Source organism: Mycobacterium sp. SMC-16, assembly GCF_046250085.1.
Lineage (GTDB): Bacteria > Actinomycetota > Actinomycetes > Mycobacteriales > Mycobacteriaceae > Mycobacterium > Mycobacterium phocaicum.
This window is the reverse complement of the sequence record NZ_CP176427.1, coordinates 5054085-5076228: the sequence shown is the minus strand read 5'-3', so window position 1 is coordinate 5076228 and position 22144 is coordinate 5054085. Positions and strand designations below refer to the sequence as shown.

The window sequence follows — 22144 nt, the reverse complement described above, 5'->3', positions numbered from 1 at the left end:
AGCCCTGATTTGGCCACCCCGGCGGGCTACTGTCGGGGGCATGACGCGCGCGCTGCGGACTCAGGTTTGTGTAGCCGGTGGTGGACCTGCGGGTCTGGTGCATGCACTGCTGCTGGCGCGCGCCGGCATCGAAGTCGTCGTACTGGAGAAGCACAACGACTTCCTCCGCGACTTTCGCGGCGACACCGTCCACCCCACCACGTTGCGCATCATGCACGAGCTGGGGTTCATCGACGAGTTCCTGAAGTTGCCGCACACCAAGATCAACCGGGTCTGCATGGACGCCGACGGCACCCTGCGGACGTTCGGCAGTTTCGGCGCCCTGAAGGCGCTGCGGTTCCCCGAGCCCTACATCGCGCTGATGCCGCAGTGGGACTTCCTGGACTTCCTCGCGGAAAAGGCTTCCGCCTACCCGGAATTCAGGTTGATCCGCAACGCGGAGGTGACCGACCTGATCATCGAGGGCGGCCGCGTCGTCGGCGTGCGCACGCCCGAGCTGGAGGTGCGCGCCGATCTGGTGGTGGCCGCCGACGGCCGTAAGTCGGCGGTGCGCGCGGCGTCCGGGCTCCCCATGGCGAGCGCGCACAGCCCCATGGATGTGCTGTGGTTCCGGCTGGGCTGGCGCCCCGGCGATCCGCAGGAGCTGTTCGGGATCATCCGCAAGGGTCTGTTGATGGCGATGATCTATCGCGGCGACTACTGGCAGGTCGCGTACCTCATGCCGAAGGGCGCCAATCCGCAGGGCGGCTCACTCGACGACTTCAAGGCCCGGCTCGTGTCTGTACGGCCGCAGCTGCGCGAGCACGTCGAGGACCTCAAATCGTGGGACGACACCAGCCATCTCGATGTGCGGGTGGACCGGCTCAAGACCTGGTGGCGGTCGGGGCTGCTGTGCATCGGCGACGCCGCGCACGCGATGTCACCGGCCGGCGGCGTCGGTATCAACCTGGCGGTGGCCGACGCGGTCGCCGCCGCCAACATCCTGTGCGGTCCGCTGCGTAACGGCCTGCTCGCCGACTCGGATCTGGCCAAGGTGCAACGCCGCCGCGAGTTGCCGACCCGCATCATCCAGGCCGGCCAGGTGCTGGCGCAGAACCAGTTCATCGAACCCAACCTGGCCGGCGACCTGTCACCGATCAAGGTGCCGTCATTCGTGGGAAAGGGCCCGCTGCAATACATTCCGCCGCTGCTCGTCGGCCGCGGTTTCCGTCCCGAACACGTGCGGACCCCGGACGTCCACTCGGCATGACGGACGCTGTCAGCTGACGGTGACGTCGTCGATGTCGATGGTCACCGTGACCATGTCGCGCACGGGCTGCCCGTCGGCGTCGCGGACGTAGACGACGCGCTTGGTCGGGAGCACGATGCCGTCGAACTCGGTGTGGTTGTCCGAGTAGTGCGCGGCCGGGGAGTCGCCGGCGATGTCGACGTCGTAGTCGCGCCGCCGGATCAGGCCGTCCGAATCGATGTAGAGGGTCTGCTGGGTGCTGTGGGTGGCGATGGAATCGGGGTACTTCACACCGAGCCGGCGCCACGTCTGGCCGTTCTCGTGCCACGTGCCGAGCTCTTCGGTGTGGACACCGGGCAGTGTCAGCGAATACGGCTCGGACAGGTACGTCCACATCGCGTAGCCCGCGAAGTAGGCCAGCTGCAGCGTGGACCACGGCGTCTCGAGGGTGTGTCCGGCGAAGGAATCACGAGGAGAATCCAGTGTTTCCAACGTCTTTGGCGAGTCATCGTCGGTTTCGATGACGACGCGGCCGGGGCGGTACGCGGAATGCAGCCCGGGCTCGGGCAGCGGGTGGTGCCATGCGAGTTGGTCCTTGGGACTGATCTCCACCCGCGAATCATCGAGAATGCCGTCGACGCCCTTGAGTCCCCACAGTCCGCCGCCGATGAGCTGATGGATCTTGATGCGGTTGACCTGCTCCCAGCGCTCCTGGCCGCCGGATGCGGAGATGACTTCGTGCAGCAGGGACATGGCGTGCTCCTTTGAAGACGGCGGCCGCCGGGTGGCGGTCCACACTCGACCCTGCCTCGGTGGATTGGCATGTGGGAGGCCGCGATCTTCCTGGTACCGAGGGGGACAGGATCGGGCCGGCTGCCCAACCGAGCGCTGCGGAATCCGGGTTGCTCCGCCGATCAGGTGGATACGCTTGATTTGTGCTTACCGGTTGGGCCGTCGGGTGTCTGCTGCTGGTCGCCGCCGTGCTGGTGTTGGGGGCCGGCATGGCGGCGCGCACGTACATCGGCGGGACGCCCCAGGATCACCCGCATCGTCGGCGCGCACGCGCGGTGCGCTGGTCCACTTTCGGCAAGGTGTTCTACGGCCCGATCAACCGTGACGCCCAGGGCAACAACACTTTTGACGACGAAGAGCTCGATCACATGCTCTTCCTGCCGGCGGTCGTCGTGGCCGGCGGACTGCTCCTGGCCGGGTTGTTCGTGCTGTTCCTGGAGCTGGTCAAACACGGCGGGTGACGGCGACCGGCGTCAGCGTCGCTGCAAAGCGAGTTCAGCGGCCTCCCGCACCGGGCCGCGCCACGCGGGCCCGTGGCCGGGCAGCAGCACCTGGGTGTCCAGCAGACCGAGCGCCGACAGGCTGCGTTCACACGCCGCCTCGTCGTGGTTGAAGATGTGAGGCAGTAGCTGCGGGCCGCCCTTGGTGATGAGGGGGTGACCGGTGACCACTGCGTCGCCGGCCACCAGCACGTCGCCGAAGACGTAGGAACAGTGTCCGCCGGTGTGCCCTGGACTGGGAATCAGCTGCGGACTGCCCGGCAGCGTGGCCGCGACGTCCTCGGTGAGGGCCTGCGCGGTCGGGATGCCCTCGCGCACCAGCCCGCCCTTGCCGACGATCTGCATCGACCAGGCCAGGTACCGCGGGTTCCAGGCGCGCGCCAGGAGGTCGGTCGGTGAAACCTGTTCCAGATACTCGCGTTTGGCGTGACCGACCTCGGCGCCGTGGCAGAACACCGGGGTGTCATGGGTTTTGGCGAACCAGATGGCTGCGCCGAGGTGGTCGACGTGGGCGTGGGTGAGCAGAATCGCTCGCAGGTCGCCGGGCTCGAAGCCCAGGTCGCGCAGTGAACGGAGGACGTCGTCGCGCTGGCCGGGAAAACCCGCGTCGATCAGGATCACCCCGCTGTCGTCGCTGACCAGGGTCCAGTTCACCAGGTCGGTTTGAGCGAAGTGAACATTTTCGGTGATCGCGCTTAGGACTACCGCCATGTCGACGAGTGTAGGCAAGGGGGTAGAAAAGACTCATGGCTGAACTCAGACTGGGCTACAAGGCGTCGGCGGAGCAGTTCGCCCCGCGTGAACTCGTCGAACTCGCGGTGGCCGCCGAAGCGGCGGGCATGGACAGTGCCACCGTCAGCGATCACTTCCAGCCGTGGCGCCATACCGGCGGCCACGCACCGTTCTCCCTGGCCTGGATGACCGCGGTGGGCGAGCGCACCGAGCGGCTGGTCCTGGGCACCTCGGTCCTGACCCCGACGTTCCGTTACAACCCGGCCGTCATCGCGCAGGCCTTCGCCACCATGGGCTGCCTGTACCCGGACCGCATCTTCCTGGGCATCGGCACCGGCGAGGCGCTCAACGAGATCGCCACCGGTTACGAAGGCGAATGGCCCGAGTTCAAGGAGCGCTACGCCCGGCTGCGTGAGTCGGTGCGCCTGATGCGTGAGCTGTGGCTCGGCGACCGTGTCGACTTCGAGGGCGAGTACTACAAGACCAAGGGTGCCTCGATCTACGACGTGCCCGAGGGTGGTATCCCGATCTACATCGCCGCGGGCGGGCCGCAGGTGGCCAAGTACGCCGGCCGTGCCGGCGACGGCTTCATCTGCACCTCGGGCAAGGGTGAAGAGTTGTACAAGGACAAGCTCATCCCTGCCATGCGCGAGGGCGCCGAGGCCGCGGGCAAGAACCCCGACGACGTCGACCGGATGATCGAGATCAAGATCTCGTACGACCCGGATCCGGAACTGGCTCTGGAGAACACCCGGTTCTGGGCGCCGCTGTCGCTGACGGCCGAGCAGAAGCACTCCATCGACGACCCGATCGAGATGGAGGCGGCCGCCGACGCGCTGCCCATCGAGCAGGTCGCCAAGCGCTGGATCGTGGCGTCCGACCCGGACGAAGCCGTCGAGAAGGTCAAGCAGTACGTCGACTGGGGCCTGAACCACCTGGTGTTCCACGACCCCCGGCAGGACCAGCGCCGCTTCCTGGAGCTGTTCAAGACCGACCTTGAGCCTCGCCTGCGCAAGCTGGCGTGACGGAAGGCAGGGCTCGGTAGGCTTATCGCCGTGCCCGACGCCACCGCGATCTACATCGCCTCACCTGAAGGCGACACCGGCAAGTCGACCATTGCGCTAGGGCTGTTGCACCGGCTGGCGGCCACGGTCGCCAACGTCGGGGTGTTCCGCCCGATCGTGCGCGCGGGGACCGGCCGCGACTACATCCTGGATTTGTTGCTCGCGCACAGCACCGCGGGCCTCGACTACGACGACTGCGCCGGGGTCACCTACCAGCAGTTGCACGACGATCCCGATGCGGCGATCGCCGACATCGTCGACCGCTACCACCGCGTCGCGGACAAATGCGGTGCGGTGGTCATCGTCGGCAGCGACTACACCGATGTCGCCTCGCCCAGCGAGTTGTCGATGAATGCCCGCATCGCGGTGAATCTCGGTGCGCCCGTGTTGCTCTCGGTACGCGCCGCTGATCGCACACCCGGCGAGGTGGCCCATGTGGTCGAGCTGTGCCTGGCCGAGCTCGCGGCCCAGCACGCGCACACCGCCGCGGTCGTCGCGAACCGGTGCGCCCCTGACGAACTCGCCGACGTGGCCACCGCACTGCAGCGGTTCACACCGAAAAGCTATGTGCTGCCCGAGGAGCCGCTGCTGGCGGCGCCGACGGTGGCGGAGCTGCGGGACGCGGTGGGTGGCACGTTGATCAGCGGCGACGAGGAGCTGCTGACGCGCGAGGTCATGGGAATGATGGTCGCCGGCATGACGGCCGAACACTGTCTGGAGCGGTTGCGCGACTCCATGGCCGTCATCACCCCGGGCGACCGCTCCGATGTGGTGCTGGCCATCGCCAGTGCCCATGCCGCGGAAGGCTTTCCGTCGATCTCGTGCCTCATCCTCAACGGCGGCCTGCCGTTGCATCCATCGATCGCCAAACTGGTTGCGGGCCTGGGGCTGCGGTTACCTATCGTGGCCACCGAGCTGGGCACGTATGACACCGCCCGCGCCGCGTCGACGGCGAAGGGCCGGGTGACGGCCACGTCGCTGCGCAAGGTCGACACCGCGCTGGCTTTGATGGACGAGCACGTCGATGTCGCGGATCTGCTTGCCCAGCTGGCGGTTCCGATCCCGTCGGTCGTCACGCCGCAGATGTTCACGCACCAGCTGCAGGATCGGGCCCGGGCGGACCGCAGGCGCATCGTGCTGCCCGAAGGCGACGATGACCGGATTCTGCGGGCGGCGAGCCGGCTGCTCGCGCGCTCGGTCGCCGACCTGACCATCCTCGGCGACGAGCCGACGGTGCGGGCGCGGGCTGCCGAGCTGGGCCTGGACCTCTCGGCCGCGGTGGTGCTCGATCCGCGTACCAGTGAGCTGTGCGACCAGTTCGCGGCCCAGTACGCCGAGCTGCGCAAGAAAAAGGGCGTGACCCTGGAGCAGGCTCGCGAAATCATCCACGACGTCTCGTATTTCGGCACCATGCTGGTGCACAACAACATGGTCGACGGCATGGTGTCCGGTGCCGCGCACACCACGGCGCACACCGTCCGGCCGGCATTCGAGATCATCCGTACCGCCCCGGACATCTCGACCGTGTCGAGCATCTTCCTGATGTGCCTGGCCGACCGGGTGCTGGCCTACGGCGACTGCGCGATCGTGCCGGACCCGACGTCCGAGCAGCTGGCAGACATCGCGATCAGCTCGGCCCAGACCGCCGCGCAGTTCGGCATCGAGCCGCGCGTGGCCATGCTGTCCTACTCGACCGGAGATTCGGGTACCGGCGCCGACGTCGACAAGGTCAGGGCGGCAACGGAATTGGTGCGCGCGCGGGCACCGCAGCTGTTGGTCGAAGGGCCCATCCAGTACGACGCCGCAGTGGAGCCTTCGGTCGCCGCGACGAAGATGCCGGATTCGCCGGTGGCCGGCCGCGCCACGGTGCTGATCTTCCCGGACCTGAATACCGGTAACAACACCTACAAGGCGGTGCAGCGCAGCGCGGGTGCCATCGCGATCGGCCCGGTGCTTCAGGGGCTGAACAAGCCCGTCAACGATCTGTCCCGCGGCGCGCTGGTCGAGGACATCGTCAATACCGTTGCCATCACGGCGATTCAGGCTCAAGGAGCGAAATGAGCGGGCCGGTACTGGTACTCAACTGCGGCTCATCGTCGGTGAAATACCGCTTGGTGCAACCGGCTTCGGGCGAGTCACTGGCCGACGGTGTGATCGAGCGCGTGGAGGATTACCCGAAGGCGTTGCAGCAGGTGTTCGATGCGGTCAGTGCCGCCGGAGTGTCGGCCGACGATATCGCGTGCGTCGGTCACCGCGTCGTGCACGGCGGCCGGCGGTTCTACCGGCCGACCCTGATCGGCGACGAGCTGATCGCCGAACTCGAAAAGCTCGCGCCGCTGGCGCCGCTACACAATCCGCCGGGGCTGCTGGGTATCAACGCGGCCCGCAAGTTGCTGCCGGACGTATCGCACGTCGCGGTGTTCGACACGGCCTTCTTCCATGACCTGCCCGCGGCCGCCGCCGAGTATGCGATCGACCGGGACGTTGCCGAGAAGTGGCACATTCGCCGCTACGGCTTCCACGGCACGTCCCACCAGTACGTCAGCGAGCAGGCCGCGCAGTTCCTGGGTCTGCCCCTGGAATCGGTGAATCAGATTGTCCTGCACCTGGGTAACGGCGCATCAGCGTCGGCGATCGCGGGCGGCCGGCCGATCGACACCTCGATGGGCCTGACGCCGATGGAGGGTCTCGTGATGGGGACGCGCTCCGGTGACGTCGACCCCGGCATCATCATGTACCTGTCGCGCGCCGCCGGGATGTCCGTCGAGGACATCGACGTCCTGCTGAACCGCCACTCGGGTGTATCGGGACTGGGTGGGGCGACCGATTTCCGCGAGCTGCACAAGCGTATGGATGCGGGCGACGACGCGGCCCAGCTGGCCTACGACGTCTACATCCACCGGCTGCGCAAGTACATCGGCGGATACCTGGCGCTGCTGGGCGGGGCCGACGTCATCACCTTCACCGCCGGGGTGGGGGAGAACGACGCCGCCGTCCGCCGCGATGCGCTCGCCGGGTTGTTGGCGCTCGGGATCGAGGTCGACGAGGAGCGCAATCTGTCACCGAACCGTGGCGCCCGGCGAATCTCCACCGACACCTCACCGGTGAGCGTGCTGGTCATCCCCACGAACGAGGAACTGGCGATCGCGCGGGCCTGCGTCGACGTCTGCAAGGCTGTCTGAAGGAACCTGCCAGGGTCGGGGCGTAGCTTGCGCCTCGTGCCCTTACTGACCGGGACGTTCGACCCCGTAGCGGTGGTGCTGGTGCTGCTCGGCATCGGTGCCCTGGTGCGGCTGCGCCGACGCGTGTCTCGTGCCCGATCGTGGTGCTTCGGTAGCGCCACCGCGGTGTGGGCATTGGCAACCCTCAGCGCCGTCGCGGTCTATGCGCCGATGCTGTTCTGGGTGCGCGCGCTGCAGGTCCTGCTCCTGCTGTACGTGGCGCCGTTCCTCCTGGCGCTGAGTCGTCCGGTCTCGATGGTGGGGACCGTGCTCGATCCGGTGCTGAATACCGTTGTCGCGCGGGTACTGCTGTCACCTCCGGTGACCTCGGTGCTGATGCTGGCGACGCCGTGGCTGCTGTACCTGACGCCCTGGTACGTCGCGTCGATGACCGGACCGCTCGCGTCGCTGACCCGACTTGTGCTGCTGGGCATCGGTTTTGGCTACTTCTACGCCCGGTTGCAGGTCGACCCGGTGCCACGGCGGTACCCGCCGCTGTTGTCCATCGGGATCAGTGTGGCCGAGGGGCTCGGTGACGGCATTCTCGGGCTGGTGCTGTGGCTGGGGCCGGTGATCGCCTACGACTACTACGCCGGACTACATCGCGACTTCGGGCCGGGAATCCGCCAGGACCAGAGCTACGGTGCGGGGATTCTGTGGATTCTGGGTGACGTCCTGGGCGTGCCGTTCATCCTGTTTCTGATGCGGGCGTTGGGTTCCGACGAGCGCCGCAAGGCGGCGGAGGTTGATGCGGAGCTCGACGCTGCTGCCTCGGCCACCCCGCCTGCGGTCGCTGCTGACGAGCCCGGCGTCGACGCACCGTCGAGTGGACTCTGGTGGCAGAACGATCCGCAGCTGCGTGACCGTTACCGGTGAGCGAGTCGTGGTCGGCGTGTCGTCTCTCCTGTGGCACTGGCGATTTCAGCGCGTCAACTTTCATTGACTGTCAAGGAATGCTGACGGACGCAGATCGAATGTGCCGAGGGAGAGCCGACACGCCTGTGGCGACACGCCGAACTAGAACGTACTGATCGGCCGCACGTTGTTGGCCAGATCGACCAGTGCGTACCGGTGTGCCTTGGTCGGCGCCACCCGGGCCAGCCCGCGCAACGAGGCCTCGACGCCCAGACGGAGACCGTGTTCGGTGAACGGGAAACCCAGGATGTGGTTGGTGCTGGCGGTGTGGTCGGCCAGCCAGTCCAGGGCCGTGCCGAGGACCAGCGTGCGGATCTGCAGCACGCGTGGTTCGGTTTCCGGCAACGCCTCCACTCGCCGTGCGGCATCCCGGATTTGGCGTTCGGTGATCTCGGCGGTCGTCGGCGCCGACAGCAGCGTGACGGCGCTGGTCAGTCGTGCCGTGGTGAAATGCCTTGAGGTGGACGGAACTTCGTCGAGGGTGTGCACCGCGGCCTCGCGGTCGCCGGCCAGCGCCTGTACTCGGGCCTGGCCGAAACCGGCTGAGATGATGCCGTTGTCGGTGTTCCACACCGTCTGGTAGAAAGCCCGCTCGGCCTCCGATCCGGACAGTTCGGCGGTGGCCGCCAACGCCACTTTCGGTGCCAGCTCGCCCGGCAAGGTGTTGAGTACCTCGGTGAAATCCTTTGTCGCGGATTCGTAGTTGCCGGACAACAGTTCGCCCACCGCCCGGAACCACACCAGCCGCCAGTGCCAGCCGATGCGGTCGGCCAGGTTCTCCAGCTTCCGGTTGGCCTTGGCCACATCGCCGAGGTCGAGCAGCGCGCGCACCTCCATCAGGGGCAGCTCGACCGATGTGGACAGGTCCACCCCCTCCGAATCGAGGGACCCCTCGCGGGCGGCGCGCAGCGAATCCAGGGTCTGCACCGGCTGGCTCAGCAGACTGGCCGACAGCACGGCCGCACCGACGTCGGCCGGGTCGACCAGGGGCACCTGCAGCGCCCGGACGATCTCCGGCGCCGTGATCTTCTCGGTGTGCGCTTGTCCGTCGATGTACACGTCGGTGTGGGCCACCAGCATGTTGACACCGAACGTCGAACGTGACGGGCTGAACACCGACGACAGACCCGGCCGCGGCGTCCCGGTGTCCTGGGCCACGACCTCGCGCAGCACGCCGAGCAGCTGCCCGGACATCTCCTCGGCACTGCCGAACCGCCGGCGCGGGTCCGGGTCGATCGCGCGGCGCAACAACCGGGCGAACGAATCATATTGGAGGAGAACAGGATCATCCTCGGGCAGCCCGTCGACGTAGCGGCCCTTGTCGGTCTTGAGGTTCAGTGTCAGGGCCGCGAGGGTGCGGCCGACGGTATAGATGTCGGTGACGATCGTCGGACCGGTGCGAACGATCTCCGGCGCCTGGTAACCCGGTGTGCCGTACAGGAATCCGAACGAGTTGATGCGTGACACCGCACCGAGGTCGATGAGCTTCAGCTGCTCCTCGGTGAGCATGATGTTCTCGGGCTTGAGGTCGTTGTAGACCAGCCCGATCGAGTGCAGGTAGCCCAGCGCCGGCAGGATCTCCAGCATGTACGCGATGGCCTGGGCCACCGGCAGTTTGGCGCCTTTGGCCTGCTTCAGCGAGGTGCCGCCGACGTACTCCATCACGATGTAGCCCACCGGGTCACCGTGCTTGTCGTTGTGCTCGACGAAGTTGAAGATCTTCACGATCGCCGGATGGGTGACCTCGGCCAGGAACTGCCGCTCGGCCATGGCGATGGCTTGCGCCTCGGCGTCGCCCGAGTGCACCAGGCCTTTGAGCACCACCGGCCGGTTGTTGACGTTGGTGTCCAGAGCCAGGTAGATCCAGCCCAGTCCACCGTGGGCGATGCAGCCCTTGACCTCGTACTGGTCGGCCACCATGGTGCCCGGAGTCAGTTGCGGCAGAAACGAATACGCGGCACCGCAGTGCGGGCACGAGCCTTCCGACCGGCCGGGCTCACCGTTCTCGGAGCGGCCGACCGGCTTGCCGCACGACCAGCAGAACCGTTTGGCCTCGGCCACCACGGGATCGGTCATCAATGCGGCGAGCGGATCCTGGTCCACCACCCGCGGCACCTCGACCAGGCCGCCGCCCAGGCGCCGGATGGGCGAGACGCGGGTGGTCGCGGTGACGAGGCTGGTCGGCGCCGAATCCCGTTCGGCCGGAACAGGTACCGGGATGCTGGTCGAGTCGTCGAACTGTGGCCGGAACACGGCCTGCGTGCCCATCGGCCGCATCGTGGCCAGCGAATCCCACGTCACCTCGACGGCCTGGGTGCCGGGGTCGGTGTCGGGACCCGCGTCCACCGGACCCGCATCCACCGGGCCCGCCTCAACGGGGCCTGTCGTCGCTTCGCTGTCGGGCATCAGTCGCTGTACCTCGGTACGGGTGGGTTCGGCGTCGAGCCGAGCACGGTCAACCACTTGCGGTACAACGTGTTCCACGTTCCGTCGCGGCGAATCCGCTCCAACGTCCCGTTGACGAACCGCACGAGACCGGTGTTGTTGAGGTTGATTCCGATGCCGTACGGCTCCTCGGCCATGTTGGGGCCGACGATGTGCAGGTACGGGTCCTGCGCCACCAGACCGGCCAGGATCGCGTCATCGGTCGACACCGCGTCGGCCTGCCGCTGCTGCAACGCCACCAGGCAGTCCGCCCAGGTGACCGCTTCCACGAGGACCGGCGGCGGGGTGATGCGCTGCAGGCGTGCCTTCGATGTGGTGGCCTTCACGACGCAGACCCGCTTGCCCGACAGGTCCGCGGGCCTGCGGACGTCGGAGTCGCGGGTGGCGAGGATCCGTTGCTTGGCGGAGAAGTACTCGGCCGAGAAGTTGACGAGCTTGCGCCGGTCGCACGTGATGCTCATGGTCTTCACCACGATGTCGACGAGGTTGTGCTGCAGCGCCGAGATCCGGTCGTTGTCGGACAGGATCCGGTACTCGACCTGTGACGGGGTGCCGAAGATGTCGCGGGCCACCTCGCCGGCGATGTCGACGTCGAATCCGGTGATCTGTCCCGTGATCGGGTCGCGGAACGTGAACAGGTTGCTGCCGATGTCGAGGCCGACGATCAGCCGGCCGCGGTCCTTGATGTTGGTGACGGCCGCGGCGGCGGCCTCGGGTGTCGGGAACGGCCGCAGGCTCGCGGTGCAGTCCGACTTGTCCTCCGGGCCCAGGTCCGGAACCGCGGTCTGCACCTCCATGCCCGCGGGTGTCGGCGGCGCGATGGTCATGTTCTGCGGCGCGACGGGCGGCGGCGCCTCGCCGCAGCCGGCGGCCACCAGCACCGCGACCATCACCGGGACCAAACGAGAACGCATCGGAAAACTCATCGGTATTCACTCAACCTCGGCCACAGCCCGAGCGCCACTGCGAGTGCCGCGGCGAGGCTCAACGCCGCTGCGCCGACCGTCGCCCCGGACAGGGCCTGGCGTCCGTTCAGGATGTCGCTGCGCAACTGCTTGCGGCTTTCGTCGATGGCCTTCGAGAGGGCTTCGTCGAGCTTGTCGAAGGCCGGCGTCGAATCGTCTTCGCTGGTGCCCAGGGCCACCTGGGTGGCGGACTGGTAGTTGCCGGTGGAGATGTAGGCGTTGATCCGGTCGTCGGCGGCGCGCCAGCGGCGGATCAGCTGATCGGCGCCCGACAGGTCGTTCTTGCCGATCGCATCGGGGCGCCGCATGTACTCCGCCAGCCGCTGTTGAAGGTCGTCGACGCGGTGGTAGTAGGACTGCTTGCGGACGCTCTCGTCGCCGCGCCGGATGAGCGACAGCGTCTCGTCCGCGCGTGCCTGCTGCGCCGTGATGGCCATGCTCGTCACGGTTTGCAGCGACGCGGCGGCGTTGCGGGCATGCCGGGTGTCCGTGGTGGAGATGATGAGGGTCGCCCCGATCCAGATGATCATGATCAGCACCGCCATGCCGCCGGCGACGAAACCGATGTTGACGCGCCGGCGGGTGTGCTGGGCCAGCCAGCGGTTCGAGAAGAAACCGAACATCAGCGTCGCCGCGACCACGAGGATCACCGGCGCGGGCACCTGCGACGAGCCGCTGGTCTCCGAGTCCACGCGCGCCGACGTGTTCTCGTAGAGCCGCTGGGCGTCCGGCAGGATCTGCGTCTGCATCAGCCACGACGCCTCGGACAGGTACGACGAACCCACCGGGTTGCCCGCGCGGTTGTTGGTCCGGGCCGTCTCCACCAGGCCGGTGTAGACCGCCAGCTCGGCATTGATGTGCCCGAGCACTTTCACCATGGGTTCGTCGGTCAGGCCGCTGGACGCGGCAGTGACCGCGACCGCGGCGTCGGTGATGGCCTGCTCGTAGCGCTGCCGGACATCGACCGGCTCCGAGCCCGCGATGAAGGCGGTGGCTGCGGCGGCGTCGGCGACCGACAGCGTGGTGTAGAGCTGGCCGGCCGCGAACGCCAGCGGCTCGGTGTGGTCGAGCACGGTGGTCAGGGCCTGCTGGCGGGCGTGGATCGTGGTCGAGGTGGCGAAGGCGCACGCGAGGACCAGGCTGGCGAGCATCAACCCGATCAGGAGGATGCGGCCGGGGGTGGTCCACATGAACCGCCATCGAGTGTGCGCGGGAGTCCCGGGGGACCGAGATACCACCGGCTCGGTCGAAGGGTGCGCCAACTCCACCGTCACGTGTGCGCCGACCTCAACTTTCCTGACCCGTTGGCCCTGCCGAACTCGTTTAATAGAAGTCTAAGAGCTTGCGGCCCCTAGAGGGTGGATTACCGGTCGGCCCGGTCCCCCAAATCTTTCGCGGCGTTCCCTATTGTGGGATTCGTGCAGGGCGACGGTGACGGATGGGTGCTCGCGGCTGACGGCTCCCACTTCTGGGGTCGCCATGGTGCGGCCGGACTTCTGCTGCGGGCGCCGCAGCCGGGCGGCGGAGCGGCGGTGCTGCTGCAGTACCGCGCGCCGTGGAGCCATCAAGGCGGCACCTGGGCACTGCCCGGTGGGGCGCGCGACAGCCACGAGACCGTCGAGGAGGCCGCGGTCCGCGAGGCCTATGAAGAAGCAGGGTTGGAGGCGCATCAATTGACGGTCCGGACCACGGTGGTCACCGCGATCGCGATGGGTGAGGTGTGGACGTACACCACGGTGATCGCCGACGCGCCCGAACAACTCGAGACGGTGCCCAACCGCGAGAGCGTCGAGCTGCGGTGGGTCTCCGAGGACGACGTCACGTCGCTGCCATTGCATCCAGGATTCGCCGCCAGCTGGGAACAGCTGCGCAGCGTGACGGCGAGTATCCCTCTCAACTCGTAGGCAGCGCCTGCTTGAGCGCCCGAGCAGCCGCGGCGGGGTCCTCGGCCGCGGTGATCGCCCGAACCACGACGATGCGCCGCGCACCGGCGGCCACCACCTCGGGAACGCGTGCCAGGTCGATGCCGCCGATGGCGAACCAGGGTTTGTCGGTACCCGTCGCGGCCGCCGCGCGGACCAGATCCAAGCCCGGCGCGGTGCGGCCCGGCTTGGTCGGCGTGGGCCAACACGGGCCGACGCAGAAGTAGTCGACGTCCTCGGTCACCGAGACGGCCAGCTGCTGCTCGTCATGCGTCGAGCGGCCGAACAGCGGATCCGGCCCGACGATGTCGCGGGCGAGGGCCAGCGGCAGATCGTCCTGGCCCAGGTGCAGCACGTCGGCGTGGGCGCCGCGGGCGATGTCGGCCCGGTCGTTCACCGCAAACAGCGCGCCGTGCCGTCTCGCCGCGTCGGCCAGCACCTCCAGCGCTTCGAGCTCCTGCTTGGCCTCGAGCGGACCGAACTGTGCTTCACCAGCCGAGCCCTTGTCCCGCAACTGGATGATGTCCACGCCACCGGAGAGTGCCGCGTCGGCGAACTCGGCCAGGTCACCGCGCTCCCGGCGGGCGTCGGTGCACAGGTACAGGGACGCGGACTGCAGACGCTCGAAGGCTTTAGACACAGCGCGACGGTAGCGACTACCGTGGACGCCGCACACACGGGAGTCCCGGGACCGGGGGCTGAGAGTGGGGTCGTCCTACCCTTACCGTCACACCTGATCCGGATCATGCCGGCGAAGGGAGAGGAATCATCGTGCCGGCTGGCATGGCGGTAATCGGCGGCGGCGTCATCGGTCTGGCCGTGGCCCGACGCGCGGCGCTCGACGGGTGGTCGGTGCGCGTGCACCGGACCGAGGCGCGCGGCGCCTCGTGGGTCGCCGGCGGCATGCTCGCGCCGCACTCCGAGGGCTGGCCGGGTGAGCAGGACCAGTTGCAGGTGGGGCTGGACTCCCTGGCGTTGTGGCATGACGGCTTCCTCGACGGCCTGCCCGACGACGTGGTGACGGCCCGCGACTCGCTCGTGGTGGCGGTCGACCGGGCAGACGCGGCCGACGTCCGTACGGTCGCCGAGTGGCTGGCGGCGCAGGGGCATCCCGTCACGGTCACCACCGCGGCCCGTGACATCGAACCGTTGCTGGCGCAGGGGATTCGGCACGGCTTCCGGGCGGAGACCGAACTGGCCGTCGACAATCGCGTCGTCGTCGAGGGGCTGATCGCGCACTGCGACCGCCTGGGTGTGCAATGGGCCGGACCGGTCGATTCCCTCGACGAGACGCGTGACGCCGATGTCACCGTGCTGGCCAACGGGATCGACGCGCCGGCACTGTGGCCCGGGCTGCCCGTGCGTCCGGTGAAGGGCGAGATACTGCGGCTACGGTGGCGCAAGGGCTGTATGCCGGTGCCGCAGCGGGTGATTCGCGCTCGGGTGCACGGTCGGCAGGTGTATCTGGTGCCGCGTGCCGACGGTGTGGTGGTAGGCGCCACCCAGTACGAGCACGGCCGGGACACCGCGCCGGCGGTATCCGGAGTGCGCGACCTTCTCGATGACGCCTGTGCGGTGATACCTGCCCTCGGCGAATACGAACTTGCCGAATGTGCTGCGGGACTGCGGCCGATGACCCCGGACGGCCTGCCGATCGTGGGCTGGCTCGATGACCGCACCCTGGCGGCCACCGGTCACGGGAGGAACGGCTTTCTGCTGGCCGCCTGGACCGCACAACGGATTTCGGACCTGTTGAAGGGCGATGCGAGAGAGAAGGTGGCACTGTGCTGATCACAGTCAACGATGAGAGCGTGGAGATTCGCGAAGGCACCACGGTCGCCGAATTGATTGGCACGCTGGGCTTTCCGGACAAGGGCATCGCCGTCGCGGTCGACTGGACGGTGCTGCCCCGGTCGGAGTGGGACGACGTCGTGGCCGAGGGCGCCAAGATCGAGGTCGTGACGGCGGTGCAAGGTGGCTGAGGTCTGTACGTCGGCCGACGTCCTGCGCATCGCCGACCGGGAGTTCGGTTCGCGGCTCATCATGGGCACCGGCGGTGCGGCGAATCTGTCGATCCTGGAGGAGGCACTCGTCGCCTCGGGTACCGAGCTGACCACTGTCGCGATGCGGCGCATCGACGCCGAAACCGGCACCGGCGTGCTCGATCTGCTGAACAAGCTCGGCATCGCCGCGCTGCCCAACACCGCCGGCTGTCGCGGCGCGGCCGAAGCGGTGCTGACGGCGCAACTGGCGCGCGAGGCGCTGCAGACCAACTGGGTGAAACTCGAGGTGATCGCCGACGAGCGCACCCTGCTGCCGGACGCCATCGAGTTGGTCCGCGCCGCAGAGCAATTGGTGGATGACGGCTTCGTCGTCCTGCCCTACACCAACGACGACCCGGTGTTGGCGCGCCGGCTGGAGGACACCGGCTGCGCGGCGGTGATGCCGTTGGGCGCGCCGATCGGCACGGGGCTGGGCATCTCCAACCCGCACAACATCGAGATGATCGTCGCGGCCGCCGGCGTGCCGGTGGTGCTCGACGCCGGCATCGGCACGGCCAGCGATGCCGCATTGGCCATGGAACTGGGTTGTGACGCAGTGCTTCTCGCGACGGCGGTGACCCGGGCCTCGGATCCGCCGATGATGGCCGCCGCCATGGCGGCGGCGGTCACCGCGGGCCGGCTGGCCTCGCGCGCCGGCCGCGTGCCCAAGCGGTTCTGGGCGCAGGCATCCAGTCCGGCGCTATGACGCCGCGGTACGTCGCCCTCGGTAGTTCGATGGCCGCCGGGCCGGGCATCGCACCGGGTGCGCCCGGTGCGCCGAAGCGGTCCGGCCGGTCGGCGGTCAACTACCCGCATCTCGTCGCCGACCGCCTCGGTTACGACCTTGTCGACGTGACCTTTTCGGGCGCCACCACCACCCACCTGCTCACCGAACGGCAGTACGGTGCGCCGCCGCAGGTGGACGCGCTCGACGGCTCGGAGTCGTTGGTCACCATCACCATCGGCGGCAACGACGCCGGCTATGTACCGATGCTCGGGGCGGCCTGCCTGCCCCGGTTCCTGCGGTCGGTGCCCGTCATCGGTGGACTGCTGCGCGGGCAACTCGATGCGGCGGCGCGGGACCAGGCGCTCGAAGTCGTGGGCGAGTCGCTGAAAACCGTTGGGCGAGAAGTACGTCGACGTGCCCCACAGGCCCGGGTGCTGTTCGTCGACTACCTGACGCTCCTGCCGCCGGCGGGAGTGCCCGCACCACCGATCGGTGCGGCCGATGCCGAGCTGGGCCGGCACGTCGCCGCCCGGCTGGCCGAGCTGACGGCCGCCGCGGCCGCGGCGGCCGGATGTGAACTGGTGCCGGTCGCAGCTGCCAGCCGTGCGCACCATGCGTGGTCGGCCGATCCCTGGACCACGGCGTTTCATCTGCCACTGCCGGGCCGGGTGGCCCCGCTGCACCCGAACGCCGCGGGTATGCGCGCCGTCGCGCAGATGGTGATCGAACGCGTATCGTGCGCCTGATGGCGCTGCCATCAGGCAAGGGGGTTGTCCGGCGATGATCCAGCTGACGGGATTGACAAAGGTTTTCGGGCGCAAACGCGCCGTCGATGATTTGACCTGTTCCGTCGAGCCCGGTTTCGTCACCGGTTTCCTCGGGCCGAACGGCGCCGGTAAATCCACCACGATGCGCATGATCGTCGGGCTGGACAGGCCGACCTCCGGCATCGCGACGGTGCTGGGCAAGACCTATCACGAGCTGAAGCATCCGCTGCGCAGCGTCGGTGCGCTGCTCGATGCCCGTCAGGTGCATCCCAATCGCACGGCGCGCGCTCACCTTCGGTGGCTGGCCGCCAGCAACAAGCTGCCGAAGGCCCGTGTCGATGAAGTACTGAACATCGTCGGATTGACCGATGTCGCGGGTAAACAGGCCGGCACGTTCTCGCTCGGGATGTCGCAGCGGTTGGGCATCGCCGTGGCGCTGTTGGGTGATCCCGAAGTGCTGCTGTTCGACGAACCGGTGAACGGGCTGGACCCCGAGGGCATCAGGTGGATTCGGACGCTCATGCGCGACTTGGCATCTGAGGGCCGGACGGTGTTGGTGTCCAGTCATCTGCTTGCCGAGATGGCGAACACAGCGGACCGGCTGCTGGTGATCGGGCAGGGCCGGTTGATCAGCTCGAGCACCATGGCGGAGTTCCTGACCAGCTCCGGGAGCGACACCATCCGCGTGCGCAGCCCGCAGGTGGAGCGGCTCCAGGAACTGCTGACGGCGCAGGACGCGTCCGCTCAACTTTCCGGTGGCGTGCTTCTGGTGCGCGGAGTTTCGACGGAGCAGGTGGGGGAGTTGGCTGCCGGCCACGGGATCGTGCTGCATGAACTGGCTGCTCAACAGGCCTCGTTGGAGGAGGCGTACATGCGACTGACCGATGACGCCGTCGACTACCGGGCGGTGGGTGCGTCATGACGATCAACGCCGAGCGGATCAAGTTGCAGACCACGCGGTCGCCGATCTGGCTCATCCTGACAGTTGCGGTGGTGGGTCTGGGGTTCGCCGCGATACAGGCGGCGGCACTGGGGCCGCACGGGGTGCTCAAGCCCGAGCGGGCGGCCATCGGCGTCAGCGTCTTCGGTGTGCCGGTGCTGATGATCCTGTCCGCGATGTCGATCACCGGGGAGTACCGCTCCGGCATGATCCGCACGACGTTCCTGGCCACCCCCAACCGAGCGTGGGCACTGGCAGCGAAAGCGCTCGTGATGGCGGCGCTTTCCGCCGTCGTCACCGCGGTCATGGTGGCGGGCTCGATCGCGTTCGCGGCGTCGTTGGTGACGGCAGAGCAGGCCGAGGAATTGTCCTTCTCGAACGCGGAGGTCTGGCGTGCGATCGGCGCGATGTCGCTGTATGCCGTGCTGGGAGCGGTGTTGGCGGTCGGTCTGGGCGGGTTGTTGCGGCACGCCGCGGCAGTCGTCGCGGTGGTGTTGTTGATGCCGTTCGTCGTGGAACCGGTGCTCGGCGCGCTGCCTCAGGTCGGCGCACGGGTGGGACCGTGGCTGCCCTTCGGGAACGCGTACACCTTCACCAGGACCCCCTGGTTCCAGACGTTCTCGTTGTGGTGGGGACCGGCCGGCGCGGCCCTCTACTTCGCCGCAGTTGCGGCGGCGGTGTTCATGCTGGCGCTCGTGGTGGTCACCCGCCGCGACCCGTAGGGCATGGGTGTCTGCTCTCAACGGCCGAATTGGTTTGGCGCACTGGGCCTTCCCGGCGGAGTTGCGAGATTCTGCTGGAGATGGCTCGGTACTTCGATGGCTCCAACTTCGCCGCGATTGGGTCGGGCTTGTACTCCGACCAAGTCGCCGCCCGCATGGATCGCAGTCACTGCGGCCACCCTCTGGTAGCTGAATGCTGGCCTCGACTCGAATGAACCGGTTCCTGCCTGGGCTTCGTCCAACCGCCGATATTCGGACAGTTGTTGCTCTACCATCGCGCGTATGCCGGAGACTGACCCTGAAGCGCCGTCAATCTCGCGTCAGCCCGTTGCGGTAGATCTGCAACCGAAGTGGTTGGCGCCCGCATCGCTCGGAATCGCGGTCATCGCGCTAGGGGTTGCGGTCTGGGCGCTGGTGTCGCCACCACATCAGTCGTCGCCATCGGTCCCAGAGCCCACCGAGCAACAAGTCGCCGACGCGAAGGCTCGCGCGTGTGCCGCCTTCACCACCGTGCGCACGGCGGTGGCGCTACAGACGCACACCGAACTCGGCTCTGAGCCGGTTGCGGTTACGGCGGTCACAGCAGTCTCGCGTTTGGCCATGAGCAGTGGTGCTCAGTACTTGCAGACGCATCTGGACCGGGCCACGCCGGCGGACCTCACGGCCGCGATTCGCGAGTTTGCCGTTGACCTGCAGGATATTTCGATGTACGGGCAGGCCGGGATCGGCGGGGCCGACCCGGCGCAGGCGGGTCGGTTGAAAGCCGGCGAAGCTGTCAGCACGAAGATTGCCGGCCTTTGCAAGTGAGCCGCGGGGAAGCTCCGCACGTGGGTGTTCACCTGGTCCACCTGTAGGACCGACGACAGGCCCCTTCGTTCTCAGCGTCAGTTCAGCAAGCGGTGACTACCTTCCGCAGGCATGACCGGTGCTGCCCGCCCCTCAACGATCGTGAAGCGCGTGACTGCGAGCAAGGTTCCCGAAGTCACCATCTGGTTCTGGCTGATCAAGGTGCTGTGCACCACGGTCGGAGAGAGCTTCGCCGACTGGATCAACCAAGGTCTCGGTGTGGGTCTCGGTGCCACCGCGGTGCTGTTCACCGCCGTACTGGCCCTGGTCATGGGGGCCCAGCTGCGATTGCCGCGCTACGTCCCTGTCGTCTACTGGCTGACGGTCGTGGTCCTCAGCGTCACCGGCACCCTCTACACCGATCTGCTCACCGACGCCCTTGCCGTCCCGATGGCCACGAGCACAGCCGTCTTCACTGTCACTCTGGCGGTGGTGTTCGCGGTGTGGTTCGCCCGGGAGCGGACACTGTCGATCCACAGCATCACAACGCGACCGCGGGAGCTGTTCTACTGGCTCGCTGTCCTGGTCACCTTCGCGCTCGGCACCGCCGCCGGCGACTGGACCTTGACCCTGACCGGGTGGAGTGCCGGGGTATCGGTACTGCTCCCGGTCACCCTCATCGCCGCGGTGACCATCGGCTGGCGCGTCGGGGTCAACTCCGTGTTGTCGTTCTGGCTGGCGTACATCTTGACCCGCCCGCTGGGCGCCAACCTCGGCGACTGGCTTGCCACACCGCGCAGCGCACACGGTCTCGGCCTCGGATACGGCCTGACCAGTGGAATCTTCCTCGCCGCGATCGCCGCTGCTGTCGGCTATCTGACCTGGACCCGCATCGATGTGATCGAGGTCGACGATCAGGCGGCGGCCCCCGCGCCGAAGCGCACGCTATCGGCGGTGAGCACCGTCGGTTACTACGCCGTCGTGGTCTTGGCGGCCGGCGCCCTGCTGCAATGGGCCTCGATTCAGCCGCATGGCCCCGTCACCGACAGCGAGGAAGGGCCCGCGCCGACCGCGGCGGCCGCGCCTCTGGTGCCCGGCAAGGTCGGTGCCTTCCCGGCGACCGATATTGCGCACTTCCGCAACGTCACCCAAGACACGCTGGCAAAGGTCGATGCTGGAGACCAATCCGGCGCCCGAGCGCGGATCACCGACCTCGAAACCGCATGGGACCACGACCAGGACCGGCTGCAGGCCATCGACTCCAGCGCCTGGACGGCGCTGGACCGGGAAATCGACGCAGCACTCAAGTCCGTCCGATCCAGCAGCCCAAGCGTTGACGACGAAAAACAATCTCTGACAACGCTTTTGAACAGTCTGCGCTGATTCCTTCAGTCATTCGCAACTCAGAACGACAAGGCCGCGATGGACCTCGATACCCGAATCTTTTACTACATCAACAATTTCGCCCGGGACACCCCGTGGCTGCACCCGGTCGTGGCCGGATACGCCGAAGACGGTGTTGTACTGTTCGCCAGCTTTCTCCTCGCTGGATGGTGGATCGCCCGCAGAACCAACAACCCCAGTGCGATGGCAGCGGCGGTATGGGCGCCTTTGGGTGTGCTGGCAGCGGTGGCCATCAACCAGCCGATCGCCGATACCATCAATGCCACCCGTCCCTGTAATGCGCTGCCCCACATCGTCGTCTTGCATTGCAACACCGACGGTGGCTTCCCCAGTGACCACGCGATGATGGCCGGGGCCGTCGCTGCCGGGGTCTGGCTGGTGAATCGACGACTCGGCGTCATCGCCGCCATCGCGGCAGTGGCCATGGCATTGGCTCGCGTCTATGTCGGTGCGCATTACCCCCAAGACGTCGTTGCCGGTCTCGTTCTGGGTGCGACCCTGAGCGTTTCCGGATATCTCGTCGCCCGGCCGGTGCTGAGCCGGCTGGTGGAACGCGCCGCCAGGACCCGGCTGCGGCCGCTCATCACGGCCGCTGAGCCAGGTGCCGTTCACTGAAGCAGACTGTGGCGGTGGGCTTTTCAGCAGTTTTGCGTTTGAAACGTGTGCGCGGGTCTTCAGGCCTGTTCGCGCTCAGCGTCCTCACAGCGACCTGCTGTCAGTCTGGTGGCATACCCGACAGCTGCTCGGCTTCGATCAGCTGGAATCCCGTGAAAGGTGTTGATGGACATGACAGCCCGGCGAGAAGCAATCAACCTGATGGTCGGAGCCCTGATGCTGGTGGCGGCGACGATGTCGGTCCACGAGGCCCAGGAGCGCGCCCAGAACGCACCGGCTCTGTCGAACGGCGGGCACTACGACAGCGCACTCGTCCAGGGGATGTAGCCGGCCAATTTATGGCCGCCGCCTCAGTCT

General features: G+C 67.6%; 23 protein-coding genes and 1 riboswitch. Of the genes, 17 read left to right on the top strand and 6 right to left on the bottom strand.

Annotated elements, in window-relative coordinates:
- Nucleotides 1-40: 40 nt before the first annotated feature.
- Nucleotides 41-1249 carry an FAD-dependent oxidoreductase gene (locus ACJEIK_RS24745; protein WP_082762307.1) on the top strand — a complete coding sequence of 403 codons (1209 nt, stop codon included), beginning with the start codon at nt 41-43 and terminating at the stop codon, nt 1247-1249.
- 9 nt (nt 1250-1258) lie between these two features.
- Here ACJEIK_RS24745 and ACJEIK_RS24740 read toward each other — a convergent pair whose 3' ends face one another.
- Entirely contained in the window at nt 1259-1981 is a 723-nt protein-coding gene (locus ACJEIK_RS24740) for a hypothetical protein (protein ID WP_060998980.1), read from the bottom strand.
- Between the two features lie 182 nt (nt 1982-2163).
- Here ACJEIK_RS24740 and ACJEIK_RS24735 point away from each other — a divergent pair, with 182 nt between their 5' ends.
- Nucleotides 2164-2481 carry a hypothetical protein gene (locus tag ACJEIK_RS24735; protein ID WP_135356045.1) on the top strand — a complete coding sequence of 106 codons (318 nt, stop codon included), beginning with the start codon at nt 2164-2166 and terminating at the stop codon, nt 2479-2481.
- A 12-nt stretch (nt 2482-2493) separates the two neighbouring features.
- Here the strand turns inward: ACJEIK_RS24735 and ACJEIK_RS24730 are convergent, their stop codons facing one another.
- On the bottom strand, nt 2494-3231 hold the full coding sequence (locus ACJEIK_RS24730; RefSeq protein WP_409430434.1) for an MBL fold metallo-hydrolase: 738 nt from the start codon (nt 3229-3231) through the stop codon (nt 2494-2496).
- A gap of 35 nt (nt 3232-3266) precedes the next feature.
- Here ACJEIK_RS24730 and fgd point away from each other — a divergent pair, with 35 nt between their 5' ends.
- The 4 genes from fgd to ACJEIK_RS24710 are packed head-to-tail and all read left to right on the top strand — an operon-like array spanning nt 3267 to nt 8413.
- Nucleotides 3267-4277 (top strand): glucose-6-phosphate dehydrogenase (coenzyme-F420), encoded by a 1011-nt coding sequence (gene fgd, locus ACJEIK_RS24725; protein ID WP_133427859.1) that lies wholly within the window; start codon nt 3267-3269, stop codon nt 4275-4277.
- A gap of 30 nt (nt 4278-4307) precedes the next feature.
- Complete coding sequence (pta, locus tag ACJEIK_RS24720) at nt 4308-6377, top strand: phosphate acetyltransferase (RefSeq protein ID WP_409430433.1); 2070 nt, start codon at nt 4308-4310, stop codon at nt 6375-6377.
- A complete protein-coding gene (locus ACJEIK_RS24715) occupies nt 6374-7498 on the top strand; it encodes an acetate kinase (RefSeq protein WP_409430432.1) in 1125 nt (374 codons plus the stop codon). Before pta ends, ACJEIK_RS24715 begins: the two co-directional genes overlap by 4 nt.
- A 36-nt stretch (nt 7499-7534) precedes the next feature.
- Nucleotides 7535-8413, top strand: coding sequence for a cytochrome c oxidase assembly protein (locus ACJEIK_RS24710; protein ID WP_409430431.1), 879 nt, complete (start codon nt 7535-7537; stop codon nt 8411-8413).
- A 141-nt stretch (nt 8414-8554) separates the two neighbouring features.
- On the opposite strand, the gene ACJEIK_RS24705 is transcribed toward ACJEIK_RS24710, so the two are convergent.
- Genes ACJEIK_RS24705 through glnX form a run of 3 tightly spaced genes read right to left on the bottom strand, consistent with a single transcriptional unit; the run spans nt 8555 to nt 13136 of the window.
- Complete coding sequence (locus ACJEIK_RS24705) at nt 8555-10858, bottom strand: serine/threonine-protein kinase PknG (protein ID WP_409430430.1); 2304 nt, start codon at nt 10856-10858, stop codon at nt 8555-8557.
- Nucleotides 10858-11811 (bottom strand): transporter substrate-binding domain-containing protein, encoded by a 954-nt coding sequence (locus tag ACJEIK_RS24700; protein WP_409430429.1) that lies wholly within the window; start codon nt 11809-11811, stop codon nt 10858-10860. The genes ACJEIK_RS24705 and ACJEIK_RS24700 overlap by 1 nt, the downstream gene beginning before the upstream one ends.
- 8 nt (nt 11812-11819) lie before the next feature.
- Nucleotides 11820-13136, bottom strand: coding sequence for a protein kinase G-activating protein GlnX (gene glnX, locus ACJEIK_RS24695; RefSeq protein WP_409430428.1), 1317 nt, complete (start codon nt 13134-13136; stop codon nt 11820-11822).
- Nucleotides 13137-13280: 144 nt separating this feature from the next.
- Here glnX and ACJEIK_RS24690 point away from each other — a divergent pair, with 144 nt between their 5' ends.
- Complete coding sequence (locus ACJEIK_RS24690; protein ID WP_174814081.1) at nt 13281-13766, top strand: NUDIX hydrolase; 486 nt, start codon at nt 13281-13283, stop codon at nt 13764-13766.
- Here ACJEIK_RS24690 and thiE read toward each other — a convergent pair.
- Nucleotides 13756-14424: a thiamine phosphate synthase gene (thiE, locus tag ACJEIK_RS24685; protein WP_138250725.1), complete on the bottom strand. Its 669-nt coding sequence runs from the start codon at nt 14422-14424 to the stop codon at nt 13756-13758. The two genes, ACJEIK_RS24690 and thiE, sit on opposite strands and share 11 nt — an antisense overlap.
- Before the next feature lie 26 nt (nt 14425-14450).
- A riboswitch (TPP riboswitch) is annotated at nt 14451-14561 on the top strand.
- A gap of 6 nt (nt 14562-14567) precedes the next feature.
- Between thiE and thiO the strand changes: the two genes are divergently transcribed.
- From thiO to ACJEIK_RS24635, 10 genes are all read left to right on the top strand, one after another.
- Nucleotides 14568-15575, top strand: coding sequence for a glycine oxidase ThiO (gene thiO, locus ACJEIK_RS24680; RefSeq protein WP_409431756.1), 1008 nt, complete (start codon nt 14568-14570; stop codon nt 15573-15575).
- A complete protein-coding gene (thiS, locus tag ACJEIK_RS24675) occupies nt 15569-15766 on the top strand; it encodes a sulfur carrier protein ThiS (protein WP_064860070.1) in 198 nt (65 codons plus the stop codon). Before thiO ends, thiS begins: the two co-directional genes overlap by 7 nt.
- 61 nt (nt 15767-15827) lie before the next feature.
- Complete coding sequence (locus ACJEIK_RS24670; protein WP_235742382.1) at nt 15828-16532, top strand: thiazole synthase; 705 nt, start codon at nt 15828-15830, stop codon at nt 16530-16532.
- Nucleotides 16529-17299 (top strand): SGNH/GDSL hydrolase family protein, encoded by a 771-nt coding sequence (locus tag ACJEIK_RS24665; protein ID WP_061003629.1) that lies wholly within the window; start codon nt 16529-16531, stop codon nt 17297-17299. Before ACJEIK_RS24670 ends, ACJEIK_RS24665 begins: the two co-directional genes overlap by 4 nt.
- A gap of 34 nt (nt 17300-17333) precedes the next feature.
- A complete protein-coding gene (locus ACJEIK_RS24660) occupies nt 17334-18242 on the top strand; it encodes an ABC transporter ATP-binding protein (RefSeq protein ID WP_409430427.1) in 909 nt (302 codons plus the stop codon).
- The gene (locus ACJEIK_RS24655) at nt 18239-18982 is read left to right on the top strand and encodes an ABC transporter permease (protein WP_409430426.1); all 744 of its coding nucleotides are present in this window, start codon (nt 18239-18241) and stop codon (nt 18980-18982) included. The genes ACJEIK_RS24660 and ACJEIK_RS24655 overlap by 4 nt, the downstream gene beginning before the upstream one ends.
- 282 nt (nt 18983-19264) lie before the next feature.
- Nucleotides 19265-19789 (top strand): hypothetical protein, encoded by a 525-nt coding sequence (locus ACJEIK_RS24650; protein ID WP_234785282.1) that lies wholly within the window; start codon nt 19265-19267, stop codon nt 19787-19789.
- 111 nt (nt 19790-19900) lie between these two features.
- Complete coding sequence (locus tag ACJEIK_RS24645; RefSeq protein ID WP_061003623.1) at nt 19901-21151, top strand: hypothetical protein; 1251 nt, start codon at nt 19901-19903, stop codon at nt 21149-21151.
- Between the two features lie 39 nt (nt 21152-21190).
- Nucleotides 21191-21787 carry a phosphatase PAP2 family protein gene (locus ACJEIK_RS24640; RefSeq protein WP_406775273.1) on the top strand — a complete coding sequence of 199 codons (597 nt, stop codon included), beginning with the start codon at nt 21191-21193 and terminating at the stop codon, nt 21785-21787.
- Nucleotides 21788-21958: 171 nt separating this feature from the next.
- Nucleotides 21959-22114, top strand: coding sequence for a hypothetical protein (locus ACJEIK_RS24635; protein ID WP_165605570.1), 156 nt, complete (start codon nt 21959-21961; stop codon nt 22112-22114).
- Nucleotides 22115-22144: the final 30 nt, after the last annotated feature.

Coding starts and splice junctions, on each gene's coding strand:
- ACJEIK_RS24745 (WP_082762307.1), top strand. CDS start 41: ATGACGCGCGCGCTGCGGACTCAGGTTTGTGTAGCCGGTGGTGGACCT.
- ACJEIK_RS24740 (WP_060998980.1), bottom strand. CDS start 1,981: ATGTCCCTGCTGCACGAAGTCATCTCCGCATCCGGCGGCCAGGAGCGC.
- ACJEIK_RS24730 (WP_409430434.1), bottom strand. CDS start 3,231: ATGGCGGTAGTCCTAAGCGCGATCACCGAAAATGTTCACTTCGCTCAA.
- fgd (WP_133427859.1), top strand. CDS start 3,267: ATGGCTGAACTCAGACTGGGCTACAAGGCGTCGGCGGAGCAGTTCGCC.
- ACJEIK_RS24715 (WP_409430432.1), top strand. CDS start 6,374: ATGAGCGGGCCGGTACTGGTACTCAACTGCGGCTCATCGTCGGTGAAA.
- ACJEIK_RS24705 (WP_409430430.1), bottom strand. CDS start 10,858: ATGCCCGACAGCGAAGCGACGACAGGCCCCGTTGAGGCGGGCCCGGTG.
- ACJEIK_RS24700 (WP_409430429.1), bottom strand. CDS start 11,811: ATGCGTTCTCGTTTGGTCCCGGTGATGGTCGCGGTGCTGGTGGCCGCC.
- thiO (WP_409431756.1), top strand. CDS start 14,568: ATGGCGGTAATCGGCGGCGGCGTCATCGGTCTGGCCGTGGCCCGACGC.
- ACJEIK_RS24670 (WP_235742382.1), top strand. CDS start 15,828: ATGGGCACCGGCGGTGCGGCGAATCTGTCGATCCTGGAGGAGGCACTC.
- ACJEIK_RS24665 (WP_061003629.1), top strand. CDS start 16,529: ATGACGCCGCGGTACGTCGCCCTCGGTAGTTCGATGGCCGCCGGGCCG.
- ACJEIK_RS24660 (WP_409430427.1), top strand. CDS start 17,334: ATGATCCAGCTGACGGGATTGACAAAGGTTTTCGGGCGCAAACGCGCC.
- ACJEIK_RS24655 (WP_409430426.1), top strand. CDS start 18,239: ATGACGATCAACGCCGAGCGGATCAAGTTGCAGACCACGCGGTCGCCG.
- ACJEIK_RS24650 (WP_234785282.1), top strand. CDS start 19,265: ATGCCGGAGACTGACCCTGAAGCGCCGTCAATCTCGCGTCAGCCCGTT.
- ACJEIK_RS24645 (WP_061003623.1), top strand. CDS start 19,901: ATGACCGGTGCTGCCCGCCCCTCAACGATCGTGAAGCGCGTGACTGCG.
- ACJEIK_RS24640 (WP_406775273.1), top strand. CDS start 21,191: ATGGACCTCGATACCCGAATCTTTTACTACATCAACAATTTCGCCCGG.
- ACJEIK_RS24635 (WP_165605570.1), top strand. CDS start 21,959: ATGACAGCCCGGCGAGAAGCAATCAACCTGATGGTCGGAGCCCTGATG.